Genomic DNA, 15,986 nt, shown 5'->3' on the forward strand with positions numbered 1-15,986 from the left:
GGCAGCTTCTCAGGATGAAGTGCCAAGCAGTTTGGGCAGTGCAGTAAGCAGCTTTTGTCGGGTTATGGCATCGCTCCAGTTCCAGCGTTCAGCTTCTACGAAATATACCCGACCTTGACGTACAGCAGGGAGGCTGCGCCAGAGAGGGCTGCTGATCATGCGTTCCAGCGTACGTTTGGATTCTGGGGCTGTCGGGACAAGCATAAAAATGCGGTCCCCGGCGTAATCAGGCAATTCGTTCGGATCTATTTCCGCGAAGCCGTGTCCCTCGTCGAGCACCTTTTGGATCGGCTCAACGGGCTGAAAGCCCTGGGGGTGGTAGAGGGCCGATGAGAATCCGGACATACCCATGACAAAGAGCCGATCACCATGATCGAAGATGAAGACGGAGGCCGTTTCTCCGGCTGTGATTTGCGTACCGAGCTGCTGCCACATTGCCAGATTACGGGCTTTGAAGGTAGACAACCAGCGTTCGGCCTCCCGCTCCTTACCGAGCCAGGCGCCAAGTGTACGCATCCGTTCCTCCAGCGTGGCGAAGGAGTTGAAGGTGACGGTGGGGGCGATGCTGGCAATGCGCTCATATTCCTGTTCATCCGAATTGGCGATGATAATTAGATCAGGATCAAGAGCGCTGGTCAAGCGGGTATCCAGTGGAAGGCCCACATCGGCGACATTCACAAGACGATGTTTATAGACGCTGTATTCACTGAGTTGCAGACTTCCACCGATGGCTTTGGTCCCTAATGCCAATAGATCGCCCATCGTTTCTCCATGATAGATGATGCGGCTTGCTCGGCGTGGAATATGAATATGGTGACCCGTCCAATCCTTGACGCGCACAGAACCGGAGACAGAAAGTGCGTACTTGCCAGGGGGAATCCCGGTCATTTGCCTAAACCGTCGATTAAAATAATATTCGTCAGAGAAACCAACCTGACGGGCTATTTCACGTAAAGGCCGTTTGCAATCCAGCAGCAGCCGCTTGGCATGATTCAAGCGCAGCTCAGTGAGGTAATGCAGCGGCTTTTTGCCTGTAATTTTACGAAACATTTGCGAGTATTGCCATATGGAAACGTTCGCCTGCTCGGCAAGCTGCTTGACGGTAATGGGCTTTTCATAGTTGTTTTCCATATATGAGAGAGTGCCTTCTACCGATGCTGGCAATGCCGGATTAGAGGTATTGTTTTGATCAATATCGGTGTGATCTTCCTGCCACAGCAAAAACAACTCTTGAAACATGATTTGCTGCCGTAATACGGATGTTTGGTTATGCGGCTGTACCGTTTGTTGGGTACTATAAAATAACTCTTCAATCAACTGAATAAGTTTGGAGGAAGAAGAGGAGACGATGTATTCGCGCGGTTCCGGCAGGACAGCTCCATGATATATGGACGGCATGCGCGCTGCGTGTTCAGCCAAGGCCATGTCCGCTTGTGGTTCCGACGTCAAAGCGATGACCTCAAACGTGATTTTGTAGTATTCAGGTACAGTTCCATTCAGGGGAGCGATTTGATAGGATTCACCTGGAGCTAGCCAATACCCATGACCTGTATGGAATAGATACTGCTCTGGGCCAATGTCCACCATCCCTGTCCCACTGATGAACATAAGAAGACAGTGATATGAACTGGGACGTGATAATAATTCATCGGTAGGCTCACCAATCAACGCAATTTCTTTAAAATGAAAAAGCAGTGAGCTGAACGGAGGAGGATATACGGACGACGAAGACTGGTTCACAGTATTGCTCCTTTTATTGAGAATGGTTATCATGTATATATGAGTATACCTCCTTTAGGTTCAACAAAAAAGAAGCCTATCAACAAGTGTCGATAAGCTTCTCCAATTTTATCTGATGAGCTTGGGCAATTCCTTCAGCAGCCATTCTCGAGTGGAAGCATCACTTTCAGTTTTGCCAATATCCTGAGTGTACACACGACCCTGTTTGACAGCAGGGAGCTGGAGCCACAGCTTGCTTTTCATTAACTGTTCGGTGGATTGTTCGGCTTCTGAACTTGGTGTTCTTAGTATGAAAATCCGATCTCCAGCGTATTGTCCGATCACTTCCTGAGATATTTGTACAAATCCTTTGTCTTCATCCAGTGCTTTCTGGATAGGAGGGGTAGGTTTGAAACCATTCTTTTCATACAGTAATTGTGACAGTCCTGTCCGTCCCATTGCGAATAAACGGTCACCTGGATAGTAGGTAAAGACTGAAGCAGTTTCCCCCGCCTTAACACCTTCTGCGTGAAGTTTGGTCCACATCTCCGCTTCCTTTATTTTATATTGGGCAAGCCAATCTTCAGCGTCCTTTTTCTTGTTCACAATGTCTCCGAGATGCAGCAAACGTTCGTTTAACGGAGCAAAGGTATCGAACATAATTGTAGGTGCAATTTTTGTTAACGCTGCGTATTGCTTTTCATCTGTATCGGCGGTAATGATCAGGTCAGGCTGTAGTTCCAAGGCTTTTTCCAAATTAATCGGGAACCCCAGATCAGCCACGTTCTGAACCTGCTTTTCGTAAACCTTGCCTTCAATCATAGAAGTTGATGTACCTACAGCTTGTACGCCTAAAACCAATAAATCCCCATAGTTTTCTCCAAAGTAAGCAATGCGCCGAGGAGTCGTGGGAATATTCACTGTATGTCCCTTATAGTCTGTGTATTCACGAGTTGTGGCAGCTTCCGATGTTTTTGTAGATGCTGTCGTGTTGCTGCTTGCACTCTGATTGTCAGATGCGCCGCATCCCAGCAGCAATGCCCCCATAAGAAAGAATAGGCAGATGAGAGCAGTGTATGGTCGAGTAGATTTTTTGTTGATTATCGAGCTCTTGTTGGTCATAGCAACCTCCGTATAATAGAATGATTCAGAATTTTGCAAATGAGAATTATTATCACAAAAGCTATGATAAGCGCTGAACCCTCAATACTCAATGGACAAACTTGGTCAATGAATCCGATTTTGTACAAAATAAGTCCCATGTGTTCTTAGCTCATCTCATTCTTCAAAATTTATTGATTTGTCATTTTTTATGGTATAGAATAGCATTTTTATACATTTGAAAGGGGTTTTGAAATGGCATTGTTTATTACATATGTTTTACTAGGTTTCTCTATATCACTACCTGTAGGTACAATTACGGTTGAAATGACGAAGCAAGGGCTAAAGAATGGATTCATGCATGGTTGGATTGTGGGCCTTGGGGGATGACCATCGATTTGTTATTAATTACTGGCTTGTATTTTGGTCTGGCCTCAGTCTTGTCATTACCTGTGGTACAAGTGATTATGTGGTTCGTTGGAGCCCTTTTTTTGTGCTACGTGGGGTACGACAGCATTAAAAATGCAGATCATGATATTGCGCTAGAAGGAGAGAAAAAGACGAAATCATTATTTTCTTCCTATAAAAATGGGCTGCTTGTAGCTGTTTCACCAGGAAATTTAGTGTTCTGGGTGAGTGTTTTTGGAACTGTGCTGGCAAGCTCATTTGATCGGTCAAATACAAGTCAATTCTTGATTGTTGGCTTAGGTATTTTGTTTGGTATTCTTATCCATGATTTAGGCTTGATGACCCTCGTAGCCACAACACGGAAAGCCATGAATCGAACCGCTATCAAGTGGGTTACGATCGGTGCAGGCGTGGTTTTGGTCGGTTTTTCGATTTATTTTCTGTATGAATTTATGATCACTCTCCAAAAGATTTTATAGCATTACGTAAGGATACGTTCAAGCTTGTCATGCCAGTCTGCATAAATCGAACAAGTCCTTCATAGACATGTACTAATTCATTTAAAACATGTGCTGAAGGGGTTGATGACATGCGCCGGATTTCATGGATGCTCGCCATGGTCATGTGTGTAACGCTGCTGCTGGCCGGGTGCGGCAAGAAGAGCGCGGACGATGTGGTTAAAGATTTGAGTGACGTGGTGAGCGACCTGAACAGCTACCACGGTACAGCTTTGATGACGCTGCATACCGGCGACACGCCGCAGGAATACAAGGTGGATATTTCCTACCGCAAGCCGTCCTATTACCGAATTGCCATGACGAACGAGAAAAAGGATGTTACGCAAATTGTGCTTCGTAATGATGAGGGTGTATTTGTACTAACACCCAGCCTGAACAAAAGCTTCCGTTTCAAAAGCGACTGGCCAAACAATCAGGGTCAAGTATATTTATATGAAACGTTGGTTCGCAGCATTATCGGCGATGCCTCCCGTCAGTTGGCTACCGACGATAAATCCTATGTGTTTGATGTGGCAGCGAATTACAACAGCCATGCGTTGGTGAGACAAAAGATATGGCTGTCCAAAAATGACTATGCACCCACTCAGGTACAGGTGTCTGATGCGAATGCCAAGGTAGTTGTTGATCTGAAATTCGATCAATTTGCTTTTGATACGAAGTTTGACAAGGACTCTTTTGATATGGAGCGGAATATGGCTTCAGGTAAGACGAGTACAGGTAGCGCAGGGGCGCCATCTTCCGGAGCAGTAGATCCCAGCGGTCAGCTTGATCCTTCCGGTGCGATGGATGGGACGACTGGCGTGACGACTGGCGAACCCGGACAAGAGCAGGGGACAGCAGGGGATGCAGTCCAGCAACCGTCAGGAGAAGCCAAGGTGGACGGTACTGCCACAAACGATACGTCCAAACTGGACAAAGCAGCCAACGCAGAGGCGCAGCAACAAACCCCGGGCACATCGGATGCCGCAAACGGAACGTCAGCGGGAACGGATGCGGCAGAAGCTGTGATGGGTGAGTTCGGCTTGATCGAACCGTCCTACACGCCAGCCGGAGTACAGATCAAGGATACGCCGGAGCTGGAGGATAATGGTACACATGCCGTGATGCTGCGGTATAGTGGAACATATAATTATACCATTGTGGAGGCACGTCCAAAAGATCGGGCGGTCGCACTAGCCGCAGGCGAACTGGTTGATATTGGAGGGAGCTTTGCCGTGCTGACCGGAAGCGAACAGCAGACGATGACCTGGATGAATGACGGAATCGAGTTCAGAATCACCAGTGCTGACCTGCCTGTGAGCGAAATGATACAAATTGCCGCTTCTATACAGGATCAATCGGGTAAATAAAATTTTATAGACGGATGCAGACGGTCTAGAGTGTAAAAATGCTCTGCTGCCGCCCGTATCCGTCTTTTGTTCATTCGCAGTCTAAGATGTGCATCGCTTGTATATCCTGTTCTATTGTAGAGATGGTAGAGGAGGCTGGTAAAGCCCCCCTGCCATTGACAGCCACGTTTTTGAACATTACCATTAACCTTTGGAAGCAAGCACTTTTGCCACACTCCGAATGGTAAAAGGTTATGTTACAGGCTAACAATTGAAGAAGGTGACTGGATTTGCAAGCACAATACAGATCGACCCGGGCCGAAATCAACCTGGATCACCTTGGCGCCAACTATGAAGCTTTTCGTAAGGCATTGCCAGCGGATAAGCTGATACTGGTCTGTGTCAAGGCGAATGCCTACGGACACGGTGCCGTGGAAATTTCAAAGGAATTGGAACGCCTTGGTGCGGATTATTTGAGCGTCGCTTTTCTGGATGAAGCGTTGGAGCTTCGTCATGCGGGGGTTCAGCTACCGATTCTTGTACTCGGCTATACCCCACCGGAAGCTGTACAAACGGCTTGGGAGCATGATATCTCATTGACTGTGTTCAGTGAAGAAGTGCTGGAGGGTATCCGCAGACTGGACTGCCAAGGAAATGAACGCAAGCTGAAGGTGCACATCAAAATAGACAGCGGCATGGGAAGACTGGGTTTGCTGCCTGGAGAAGAGGCTATGGCTTTTGTCCGGCAGGCTCACGAATTAGAGCAGGTGCTGCTGGAAGGCATGTACACCCATTTTGCCCGCGCGGATGAAGAAGACAAAAGCTATACACTGCTACAATATGATCGGCTTCGGGGCGTGGCGGAAGCGCTAAGGGAACAAGGTATCACCATTCCCATTATACATACGGCTAATAGCGCCGCTACCATTGATACCCCTTCTCTTTCCCCCAATATGGTGCGGATTGGTATCAGTATATACGGTCTGTATCCGTCTGATGAGGTTAACCGGCAAGCCATTGAACTGCTGCCTGTATTGTCATTGAAGACGGCGGTGGTTTATACCAAGACGCTTCCTCCCGGCTGGGGAGTTAGCTATGGCACCCGGTATGTGACTTCCAGTGAAGAACGGATCGGTACACTGCCAATCGGCTATGCGGATGGATACTCCCGCATGCTGAGTGGGAAGATCGAAGTGTTGATACGCGGTCGTCGCGTCCCGGTACTCGGCACGATTTGCATGGACCAGTGTATGGTATCCTTACAATCTTTCGCAGAAGATGCGGAAGAAATCCAAACCGGCGAAGAGGTTGTTCTCATCGGTCAGCAGTCCGGCGAAACTATCGCGGCGGATGAGCTGGCATCCAAGCTTGGTACGATCCACTATGAGGTGATCTGCATGATCGCAGACAGGGTACCGCGTGTATACACACGAGGCCATGTTCCTGTTATTCGAGTGAACTCGCTTCTTCCAACCCACTGGAATTAATTTCATAACGCAAATTACCGAATAAAAGCAGGAGTTTTCGCAGAACGTCCCGAAATATGTATAAAGGAAAGAAAAGAGCGCTATAACTGTCAAAAGACGCATCAGGCTCCGCTGACACTTGTATTTCGGGGATCAAACGCCTGTACGAAAACGAACTGCGTAGTTTATAATGGAATGCAGCATAGATGATATACGAATATCATATACATTCTTGTATTCCGTTTGAATAAATTACCGGGAATAACGTTATAATGGTACAATGGCGACAAGGTTTTGGGGGTGGAAGAGAAGTTGGCCAATTTGCAGAACACCAAAAGAATAATGATCAGTTTGCCAGATCATCTCTTACAGGAAGTGGACGGGATCGTAGCTATGGAAAATTCCAACCGCAGTGAATTTATCAGGCAGGCCATGAAGCTGTATGTAGGCGAACGTAAAAAACGTTACATTCGTGAAGCTATGCAGCGTGGATACATGGAAATGGCTAAAATTAACTTGACCATGGCATCCGAAGCCTTTCACGCGGAGGAAGATGCAAACAGCACCTTGGGCCGTACAGTTAGCGGGGTGTAATCCATATTGATCGTAAAGCGCGGCGACGTTTTTTTTGCAGACCTTTCACCCGTAGTCGGTTCCGAGCAAGGTGGCGTCAGACCTGTGCTGATCATTCAAAATGATATCGGCAATCGGTTTAGTCCTACCGTGATCGTGGCAGCTATCACCGCTCAGATTCAGAAGGCAAAGCTGCCTACACACGTGGAAATCGACGCGGCGACGCATGGCTTTGATCGTGATTCTGTTGTTCTTCTGGAGCAAATTCGGACGATCGACAAGCAAAGGCTTACCGACAAAATCACCCACTTAGATGAAGAAACTATGCGCAAAGTGAGCGATTCGCTACAAATCAGTCTCGGTTTGATTGATTTTTAGCGTGATGGAACGACGAGTGAAACGGGAAAAGGGCAGCGCTTGGGCGCTGTCCTTTTGCGTGTCTGATGAAAAATGCAGGTAGGGCTTGCTCTAACGGCACCTGCTGGCGCTTTGAATCATTTTTTGTGATAATGAAAGACATGCTGTATGACAAGAGTTGTGAGGAAGAAGGGATAGGTTTGTCTAACGAGGAAACGAAGACGGAAATCCGGCAGGAGCCGAACGAAGCAGAACGCCAAGAGCGGATTGTCAAACAAGTGGCGAGAGAGCTGTCGCTGGCACTCAAGCAAATCCGGACAACGATCAGTTTGTTGGATGAAGGGAATACAATTCCTTTTATCGCGCGTTATCGTAAGGAAATGACAGGAGAGCTGGATGAAAATCAGCTACGTGAAATTGAAGATCGTGTAGTGTATTTGCGTAATCTGGAGGATCGTAAGGTAGAGGTCATCCGCATTATTGATGAGCAGGGCAAGCTGACGGAAGACCTGCAGGCGGCTATCACCTCTGCGGTTAAACTTCAGGAAGTGGAGGATCTGTACCGTCCGTATCGGCAAAAGCGCAAAACCCGCGCCAGTGTAGCAAAGGAACGGGGACTGGAGCCGCTGTCCATCTGGATCTGGAGCCAGCCGAAGCAGGGCGATGCTCTGAAAGAAGCCGAGTCTTATGTAAATGCGGAACTTGGAGTGGACAGCGCCGAGGCGGCCATCCAAGGAGCCTTGGACATTTTAGCTGAAAATATAGCGGATGATGCGGCTATTCGCCAATGGGTACGCCGATATACGCTGGACCATGGTATGCTGACCTCCGAAGCGAAGGACGCAGAGCAAGAATCCGTGTATGAGAACTACTACAGCTATCGTGAACTCGCTAAGAAAATGCCACCTCACCGTATTCTGGCGATTAATCGCGGGGAGCGGGAAGGCATTCTTAAGGTTGGTCTGGAGGTAGTGCCAGATTCTATTTACAATTACATGGCAGGCCAAGTGATTAAAGGATCGTCTGTCGTGCAAGATCTGCTGCGCAGTGTCATTGAGGATGCGTATAAAAGACTTATCGCGCCGTCTATCGAGCGTGAAGTGCGCGCTGAAATGACGGAGAAGGGCGAGCAGCAGGCGATCTCCATTTTTGCAGGCAACTTGCGCAGCCTGTTGCTACAGGCTCCGATCAAGGGCCGACGTGTGCTCGGTGTCGATCCGGCCTATCGGACAGGCTGCAAGCTGGCGGTTGTCGATGACACCGGCAAGCTGCTCGAAGTGGCTGTGACGTATCCGACACCACCGAACAACAAGAAGCGCGAGGCTGCTGAAAAGTTCAAGCAGCTGATTGCCCAATACGGGATCGAATTGATTGTCATTGGTAACGGAACCGCTTCGCGCGAGACAGAGCAATTCGTAGCGGAAGTCATCGCGGACATTGGTGACAGCAGTCTAGCGTATCTGATCGTCAATGAGGCGGGCGCAAGCGTATACTCTGCCTCCAAGCTGGCACAGGAGGAATTTCCCGATTTAGACGTGGCCGAGCGCAGTGCGGCTTCCATCGCACGTCGTGTGCAGGACCCGCTGGCTGAGCTGGTCAAGATTGAGCCGAAGGCTATTGGTGTAGGCCAATACCAGCATGATGTGTCGCAGAAACATCTGGATGAAAGCTTAAAGGACGTTGTCGAATCAGCCGTTAACCATGTCGGTGTAGATGTGAACACGGCTTCTTCTGCGCTGTTATCCTATGTAGCAGGGATCAATGCGACGATTGCCAAAAACATCGTTAAGTACCGTGAGGAAAACGGTAAATTCAGCAACCGTCGTCAGTTGCAGAAGGTGCCGCGTCTTGGTGCAAAAACCTACGAGCAATCTGTTGGCTTTATCCGTATACCGGGTGGAGAAAATCCGCTGGATCGCACACCGATTCACCCTGAATCCTATGCTGTCGTAGACCGCCTGTTGGCGGAACTGGCCATCAATGCCCACGATCTAGGCACCAAGGCTGCAACGGAAGCACTGAACGTGTCCAACATTGACGAACTAGCTGCGAAGCTGGAAGTCGGCGTGCCGACACTGAAGGATATTCTGGACAGTCTCCAGCGTCCGGGCCGTGACCCGCGTGACGAGCTGCCGTTACCTGTATTCCGCAAGGATGTGCTGAAGATCGAGGATCTGGCACCGGGTATGGAGCTTCAGGGAACCGTCCGCAATGTCATTGATTTTGGCGCGTTTGTCGATATCGGTATTAAAAGTGACGGGTTGGTTCATATTTCACAGCTGCGCAGTGGCTTCGTAAAGCATCCGATGGATGTCGTATCTGTCGGTGATAACGTAACGGTGTGGGTGTTAAATGTTGATTTGAAAAAAGGCAGGGTTGGTCTGACGATGAAACCTCCTGCAGAGGCGCAATCGCAGGCATAATACTTTAAATAAAACTGTGCAACCTTCTTGTGAAGGGTTAACAAAAGCCGGAATCTCCGAACTGCATCGGAGATTCCGGCTTTCATTTTGGATGCCTTTAGCTTTTACCCGTTGTTGGCATCGAACTCCACGCCAGGTGCTTTATGATAAAAAAACCAACAATCGTTCAACAGTTTAATTTGGCGCCGGTCCTTTTTGTAAAAGGCCCGCATGAGCTGATTGCTGAGCCATTGAGGCAAGCCGATCTCCTCCTCTGCGTTACATCTGTATGCTTAGCATATGGGGTGGGTACCTAAAGTGTGCTTATGAATTGGGGGTTAGACTTCGGTCGTTATTTTATAATATGCTTGTCAGTAAGGAGTAAAGGAGGAGAGACCGTAAGGATGGAGTCCAAGTCCCTGAACAATTCAATGAACCATTCAATGAGCCATTCTATGAGTAATGAAGAGCTTCAAGAATGGGTAGAGCGCATTTCGCTGGAGAGCTTCGGTGTGCCGTTTCGACATCAAGCCACCTTTAATGTACGTCTGTCTTCCACAGGCGGTAGGTATTTTATGAAAAGTCATCATATTGAAATTAATCCACATCAACTCGCAGCTTACGGACGTTCTGAGGTGGAGAAAATTATTAAGCATGAGCTGTGCCATTATCATTTACATTTGCGCGGGATGGGCTATCAGCATCGAGATGCTGACTTCAAAGCATGGTTGGCCCGTGTAGGAGGAAGCAGGCATTGTCAGACTCTGCCGGGAAGAACGGAACGTAAGCCTCAGCCTTATCGTTACAAGCTAGTATGCGTTTCCTGTAAACAGGAGTATATGCGCAAGCGTAAGATGAATCCTCAGCGATATCGCTGTGGGAAATGTGGAGGTAAGCTTCGCCTGTTGGCACTTGACGGCACCCCCTGAATCATGGTAAATTAACCATACTGTAAGATAATTTACAGTAATGTTCCCTGATAGCTCAGTTGGTAGAGCACTCGACTGTTAATCGAGTTGTCACAGGTTCGAGTCCTGTTCGGGGAGCCATGGAGAGGTACCCAAGTGGCTATAAGGGGACCCTCTGCTAAGGGGTTAGGCTGCGAAAGCGGTGCGAGGGTTCGAATCCCTCTCTCTCCGTTGGTATTTTAAGTAGAAAAAGGACGCTCGTATGCATTGTAATGATGCTTGCGAGCGTCCTTTTTGTCTAGATCTGCTTTGAAAATAACGGTGGACTGAAATTCGTTTAAGTGGAGAGACGAACGTGCTGCGTACGCCATGAAGCGACGTCAACCTGTCTTGTAAGCAGCCAATGACTTCTATTTCACAGTGTCAGCCTCAACTGTCTTAAGTATGTTCAACAGAGCATGAGCGACGCCATCTTCCGTATTAGTCAGAGTCACTTCGGAGCAGACGGCCTTAATGTCGTCTTTTGCATTGCCCATGGCAATGCCTCTTCCTGCCATTGTCAGCATGGAGATATCGTTGTAACTGTCCCCAATCGCTACAGCTTCCTGCATGGGAATGCTCAGATGATTCGCCAGATAACGCAATGCATTACCTTTAGACGCGTCCTTATGCTCGACTTCAAAGTTACGGTCTGAAGAGATGACCATGTTCAGGCCCTGAAAACTTTGGTAACGCTCACGGCCCCGATCCAATTTGGCTTGATCAAAGGAGAAACAGAGCACGTTATAAATCTCTACATCCAGTGGAATGTCCTCATATGAAGCGATGCGGGTATGTCCGGTCTGTTCATATTGTTTTTCGGCTGCGTGTAATAATGTATCCAGCGAAATATCCGGGTTGGCGCTCAGCAATCGATCCATTTCAACAGCAAGTAGCTGATGTCCGTTTTGTGGAGAATAAATAGCGCGGTCTGTCATGACCTCATAGTAAAAGTCGTTATCGTGCAGCCAGCTCAGCACTTCAAACGTTTCACTGCGGCCCATAGGAGTAGAGGTTAACTGACGACGATGCACATCGTGTACGGTTGCGCCGTTTGCTCCAATGACGGGAGTTATAAGTTCTGCTTCCTCTAGCTTTGTCCAGGCGTCATAAGCGGCTCTACCAGTGGCAATTGTCACCTGAACGCCTTGCTTTTGTGCTTGGCGTATAGCCTCCGCGTTCACTTTGCTTATTTTTCCTTCCTCGTTCAGCAGTGTTCCATCCATATCAATCGCAAACAGTTTCATTTCTCTCCAACTCCTGTCTTTCGATATCTCTGTGATAAATCTTGAGTTCTAGCTAAGCAGTCTCATATTTTATGAGGGGACAACAACTTCAATATCATGATGTTGCAAAATTTCCAGCATTGCTGGTTCTGGCAAGCGATCGGTGATCACGATATTAACTTCAGATAAATCAGCAAAACGATACGGGAAATTAATTCCGAATTTCGAATGGTCCGCAAGGATGATCACCTGATCCGCCTGTTTCATCATCTGATGCTTCAGCATACCGTCTTCTTCATGAATCAGGCTTAGTCCGTGGGATGATATGCCTCCAATCCCGATAAAAGCTTTGTCTACAAAATAGTGAGACAAAGTGGCGATTACGGACGAGCCATATACATACCGGTGCTCTTTTTGCAGGCGGCCTCCCAACAGATGAATGGAGACACCGTCTTTTCCAGATAGTACGTCGGCCTGATTAATTGAATTGGTGATAACCGAACATTCCTGCACATTCAGTCTTTCTGCACACGCCTGTACGGTGGTAGAGGAATCCAATATAATACGATCCCTATCTCGTACCATGTTGGCAGCCAATTGTCCGATCACTTGTTTCTCCTCAGATACAGTAAGCAGTCTTTCGTTATAATTTCCAATTGGATCGTGATGCAGTTTAGGGAGAAGGGCGCCGCCGCGGGTGCGAATAATTTTTTGATGCTCCTCAAGTTTTACCAGGTCTCGACGGGCCGTATCCCGTGAAACATTAAAAATTTCACAAATATCATCCACCGAAATACGCTTGTGAAGCTGTAAGTAATCAACGATTTTTAACATTCGTTCTTCCTGATACATAGAAAGCTCCTCTGATATATAATGATTTCGGTATCTCGTAAGTGATTATAAGTAAATGTAAGTGATATTGCAATCATTTATCATGATTTTTCAGGGATTAAATGATTCTAGATAAGTTAATGTAAGTGGACATGCATTTTGTAATGATAAAAACTGCTTTTTTTAAAATTTCAAAAATAAGTATTGCCATTTGTTATTCTATTTGATATACTCTTTCTTGTCGCCAAGTTGGCGCATAATAATAAGGCCCGTTGGTCAAGGGGTTAAGACACCTCCCTTTCACGGAGGTAACAGGGGTTCGAATCCCCTACGGGTCATTGTTGTCTTTATAGACTACATGTTGCATGCTTAAGGGAAATTCCTGAGGTCTGGTCTAATGGCGGACAGCTTGGATGAACAGCATGAGCCATTAGCTCAGTTGGTAGAGCACCTGACTTTTAATCAGGGTGTCGAAGGTTCGAGTCCTTCATGGCTCACCATTTATATTTTGTTATGCGGTCGTGGTGGAATGGCAGACACGCTATCTTGAGGGGGTAGTGAGCGTACGCTCGTGGAGGTTCGAGTCCTCTCGACCGCATCAATGGAATGAACGGAAAAGTCTCTCACGGTAGAGGCTTTTTTTATTTGTGTAATGATGTAATAAAGTAATGATTATGATGAAATAATGATTCCATAGTATAATATAACGCCATAATGTTATAGAATGATAAGTATAAACTTATGAAGTGACGGTGAAAAATATGGACACTCAACTGTTAGGAAATATATCAGAAAATATTTTGGGCTTGTTTCCGATTGTGAAGAAGAAATTTTTCACCTACGGTCCGCTCGATTTCCCATTACACTTGTCGCCTAATAACTTTCAGGTGCTAATGCTCCTGCGTGAAGTACGTTCGTCTACGGTATCAGATTTGTCCAAACAGCTCAATGTCTCACGTCCGAACATGACTCCTCTTCTGGACAAACTGGTGGAGCATGGGTTGGCTGACCGCCAGTCGTGTGATTCGGATCGCAGAGTCGTGAATGTGGCGATTACACAGGAAGGCGATGCTTTTTGTGAACAGGTATTTCATACCTTCTCCAATAAAATTCAAGAAAGACTGGTGTATCTGCCAGAAGAAGATTTATTGCATCTGAGTGAAACTTTGAATGAATTGAAGCATATTTTACTTAAAATCGACAACTCTGCTACGTGATTGGCGTAAGTGGACTGGCTTAAAGACCGCCCTTTCTTCGGAAAACAGGCGGTTTTTGTTGCGTGTTGTGGTATAATGGAAACCAACATACATAATTCGGTAATTTTAGCATACGTGATCTTTGAAATGGGAACAGAGAACATGATATCGTTATTTGAGAGCCTGCTAGGGAGGAAGGAACTTCTATGCAATCTATTTACCATCGCATCGAGGAACTCATCAAGGAACGGGGAATGACGAAAAAGGCGTTCTGCCAGCAGTTAGGCATTAGTACAGGGAACTTCGGGGATTGGAAAAGAGGAAAAACGACGCCGGGCACGAATAAACTCATTGAAATCGCTTCTTTTTTTGATGCGAGTCTGGACTGGATTATGCTGGGTCGAGATATACAGGGTGAGGTGCTAAAGGAGTCGCAAGACCCTTATTTTTTTGACGCTTCAGGGCAACTGAATTGCCAGGAGGAACCGCTTAGTGAGGCGGAAAGAAATTTTATACTTGAGTATATTGAATTTACCCGCTTTCGTAAAGAGAAAAACCAGCGCAATTCTACTATGGGGTAATGGTTGCTTAGGATTTGATGGGGATTACTAATGAGTAAGGCTGAAAAATGAAAATTATTTTTGAAAAAGTTACTGTTTCGGAGGGGAAACATTTTGGGAGATCAAACTATTTATCAGCGGATTGAAGCTTTGATTAAAGATCGGGGAATGACCAAGAAGGCATTTTGTGAAAAACTTAAAATCAGTTCAGGGAATCTCGGTGATTGGAGAAGGGGGAAAACAACGCCGGGTACCACTCATTTAATTCAGATTTCGGACTTTTTTAATGTATCGCTCGATTGGTTAATGAAAGGGATTAAGCCGGGAGAAGGCGTACTTCAGGAGCAGAAGGCTGCTTATTTTTTTGGAGTGATGGGGCCACTGAATTGCCAGGCAGAGGATCTTGAGACGGAAGAACAGAATTTTATTTTAGAATATGTTGAATTTGCGAAATATCGTAAACAAAAAAGTGAGAAGGATAAAACAAAGCCGGAATGATTTTTTGGCTAAAGATTGTCTGGGTTGAAAACCCGTAAACGAACTGGAGGGGTTCGCTTTACGGGTTTATTTGGTTTCTTGGTGATATGGAATGACCTGTATGTAACTGGAATGCTTGTTGGATTTAGAGTGGTGATGCCTCCTTATAATCGTTATCGTCGATGTTCAGAATTGCAGCAACTTGTTTTCTGTACCTTTGTGCTTTGCGGGTGCCGTGAATCAGATTGGACAAGCGTGAAGGCGGAATATTGTGAGTCTCACAAAATGTTTTCTGATCCAGTCGAAGTTCGACAAGCCGTTGTTTGATGGCCCACCCGAAGGAGGTGACAGGCATTTTGTTGTTCAAAAGAAATCGCCCCTTACGGATTCTTACGGAATAATTGGTGTGTTATAATAATCATCAGTAAACATGTTAGAATTAACCATCTGAAACTATGATACACTTTTATACGTGTTTTTACAATCGTAAATACGTTATTTTGTCAAATTAATTACTTAGTTAAGTGCCAAGTGGTTCTGATAATCCGTAAGGGGGCAACATTAATGCATAGTTCAGCAAGCGGTTATCTTTATACAGGACGGTATTATTATCGCTCATATATGTAAGTTAAAATAATTATAATATTTTTGTTTACAAATAGTTGATGAGAGAGTATAATAAATCTGTTGCCTCAATACATTATGATTTGCGGTCGTGGTGGAATGGCAGACACGCTATCTTGAGGGGGTAGTGGGCGTACGCCCGTGGAGGTTCGAGTCCTCTCGACCGCATTATATGCAAGACCTAGTTAAAAAAGCATCCTGACACGGTTTACGTGAAAGGGTGCTTTTTTTGTTAAGTATTTTTCGTTATATT

15 protein-coding genes, 6 tRNA genes and 1 pseudogene are annotated in these 15,986 nt (G+C 46.4%); 16 read left to right on the forward strand and 6 right to left on the reverse strand.

Annotation, left to right across the window (positions count from 1 at the left end; all coding sequences use genetic code 11):
• Window positions 1–9: 9 nt before the first annotated feature.
• Both MLD56_RS06720 and MLD56_RS06725 read right to left on the reverse strand, forming a co-directional pair.
• Window positions 10–1,740 carry an ABC transporter substrate-binding protein gene (locus tag MLD56_RS06720; RefSeq protein ID WP_029516340.1) on the reverse strand — a complete coding sequence of 577 codons (1,731 nt, stop codon included), beginning with the start codon at window positions 1,738–1,740 and terminating at the stop codon, window positions 10–12.
• Between the two features lie 108 nt (window positions 1,741–1,848).
• Window positions 1,849–2,841, reverse strand: a complete 993-nt coding sequence (locus tag MLD56_RS06725) for an ABC transporter substrate-binding protein (RefSeq protein ID WP_029516341.1) — start codon at window positions 2,839–2,841, stop codon at window positions 1,849–1,851.
• Between the two features lie 234 nt (window positions 2,842–3,075).
• Here MLD56_RS06725 and MLD56_RS06730 point away from each other — a divergent pair.
• The 6 genes and pseudogenes from MLD56_RS06730 (at window position 3,076) to MLD56_RS06755 (ending at window position 9,893) form a co-directional block, all read left to right on the forward strand.
• Window positions 3,076–3,707, forward strand: a pseudogene (locus tag MLD56_RS06730) (LysE family translocator).
• A gap of 110 nt (window positions 3,708–3,817) precedes the next feature.
• Complete coding sequence (locus tag MLD56_RS06735; protein WP_029516342.1) at window positions 3,818–5,095, forward strand: outer membrane lipoprotein-sorting protein; 1,278 nt, start codon at window positions 3,818–3,820, stop codon at window positions 5,093–5,095.
• 269 nt (window positions 5,096–5,364) lie between these two features.
• A complete protein-coding gene (gene alr, locus MLD56_RS06740) occupies window positions 5,365–6,561 on the forward strand; it encodes an alanine racemase (RefSeq protein WP_029516343.1) in 1,197 nt (398 codons plus the stop codon).
• A 291-nt stretch (window positions 6,562–6,852) separates the two neighbouring features.
• A complete protein-coding gene (locus MLD56_RS06745) occupies window positions 6,853–7,134 on the forward strand; it encodes a CopG family ribbon-helix-helix protein (protein ID WP_007429334.1) in 282 nt (93 codons plus the stop codon).
• A gap of 6 nt (window positions 7,135–7,140) precedes the next feature.
• Window positions 7,141–7,491, forward strand: a complete 351-nt coding sequence (locus MLD56_RS06750) for a type II toxin-antitoxin system PemK/MazF family toxin (protein ID WP_007429335.1) — start codon at window positions 7,141–7,143, stop codon at window positions 7,489–7,491.
• A 179-nt stretch (window positions 7,492–7,670) separates the two neighbouring features.
• Window positions 7,671–9,893, forward strand: coding sequence for a Tex family protein (locus MLD56_RS06755; RefSeq protein ID WP_029516344.1), 2,223 nt, complete (start codon window positions 7,671–7,673; stop codon window positions 9,891–9,893).
• A gap of 104 nt (window positions 9,894–9,997) precedes the next feature.
• Here MLD56_RS06755 and cmpA read toward each other — a convergent pair whose 3' ends face one another.
• Window positions 9,998–10,132, reverse strand: coding sequence for a cortex morphogenetic protein CmpA (cmpA, locus tag MLD56_RS06760; RefSeq protein ID WP_007429337.1), 135 nt, complete (start codon window positions 10,130–10,132; stop codon window positions 9,998–10,000).
• Window positions 10,133–10,276: 144 nt separating this feature from the next.
• Between cmpA and MLD56_RS06765 the strand changes: the two genes are divergently transcribed.
• From MLD56_RS06765 to MLD56_RS06775, 3 genes are all read left to right on the forward strand, one after another.
• Window positions 10,277–10,801: a SprT family protein gene (locus tag MLD56_RS06765; protein WP_029516345.1), complete on the forward strand. Its 525-nt coding sequence runs from the start codon at window positions 10,277–10,279 to the stop codon at window positions 10,799–10,801.
• A gap of 44 nt (window positions 10,802–10,845) precedes the next feature.
• A tRNA-Asn gene (locus tag MLD56_RS06770) sits at window positions 10,846–10,921 on the forward strand.
• Between the two features lies 1 nt (window position 10,922).
• Window positions 10,923–11,011 (forward strand) — tRNA-Ser (locus MLD56_RS06775).
• A 179-nt stretch (window positions 11,012–11,190) separates the two neighbouring features.
• On the opposite strand, the gene MLD56_RS06780 is transcribed toward MLD56_RS06775, so the two are convergent.
• Window positions 11,191–12,066, reverse strand: coding sequence for a Cof-type HAD-IIB family hydrolase (locus tag MLD56_RS06780; RefSeq protein ID WP_029516346.1), 876 nt, complete (start codon window positions 12,064–12,066; stop codon window positions 11,191–11,193).
• A 69-nt stretch (window positions 12,067–12,135) separates the two neighbouring features.
• On the reverse strand, window positions 12,136–12,897 hold the full coding sequence (locus tag MLD56_RS06785) for a DeoR/GlpR family DNA-binding transcription regulator (RefSeq protein ID WP_029516347.1): 762 nt from the start codon (window positions 12,895–12,897) through the stop codon (window positions 12,136–12,138).
• Window positions 12,898–13,142: 245 nt separating this feature from the next.
• Here MLD56_RS06785 and MLD56_RS06790 point away from each other — a divergent pair.
• From MLD56_RS06790 to MLD56_RS06815, 6 genes are all read left to right on the forward strand, one after another.
• A tRNA-Glu gene (locus MLD56_RS06790) sits at window positions 13,143–13,214 on the forward strand.
• 86 nt (window positions 13,215–13,300) lie between these two features.
• A tRNA-Lys gene (locus MLD56_RS06795) sits at window positions 13,301–13,376 on the forward strand.
• Between the two features lie 15 nt (window positions 13,377–13,391).
• A tRNA-Leu gene (locus MLD56_RS06800) sits at window positions 13,392–13,474 on the forward strand.
• Window positions 13,475–13,637: 163 nt separating this feature from the next.
• Window positions 13,638–14,093 carry a MarR family winged helix-turn-helix transcriptional regulator gene (locus MLD56_RS06805; protein ID WP_023987598.1) on the forward strand — a complete coding sequence of 152 codons (456 nt, stop codon included), beginning with the start codon at window positions 13,638–13,640 and terminating at the stop codon, window positions 14,091–14,093.
• A gap of 185 nt (window positions 14,094–14,278) precedes the next feature.
• On the forward strand, window positions 14,279–14,653 hold the full coding sequence (locus tag MLD56_RS06810; protein ID WP_029516348.1) for a helix-turn-helix domain-containing protein: 375 nt from the start codon (window positions 14,279–14,281) through the stop codon (window positions 14,651–14,653).
• Window positions 14,654–14,746: 93 nt separating this feature from the next.
• Window positions 14,747–15,130 (forward strand): helix-turn-helix domain-containing protein, encoded by a 384-nt coding sequence (locus MLD56_RS06815; RefSeq protein ID WP_013309253.1) that lies wholly within the window; start codon window positions 14,747–14,749, stop codon window positions 15,128–15,130.
• A gap of 124 nt (window positions 15,131–15,254) precedes the next feature.
• Here the strand turns inward: MLD56_RS06815 and MLD56_RS06820 are convergent, their stop codons facing one another.
• Window positions 15,255–15,476: a hypothetical protein gene (locus tag MLD56_RS06820; protein ID WP_029516349.1), complete on the reverse strand. Its 222-nt coding sequence runs from the start codon at window positions 15,474–15,476 to the stop codon at window positions 15,255–15,257.
• A gap of 342 nt (window positions 15,477–15,818) precedes the next feature.
• On the opposite strand from MLD56_RS06820, the gene MLD56_RS06825 reads away from it, so the two are divergent.
• A tRNA-Leu gene (locus MLD56_RS06825) sits at window positions 15,819–15,901 on the forward strand.
• The last annotated feature ends 85 nt before the right edge of the window (window positions 15,902–15,986 follow it).

Origin of the sequence: Paenibacillus peoriae (assembly GCF_022531965.1) — a bacterium.
GTDB lineage: Bacteria > Bacillota > Bacilli > Paenibacillales > Paenibacillaceae > Paenibacillus > Paenibacillus polymyxa_D.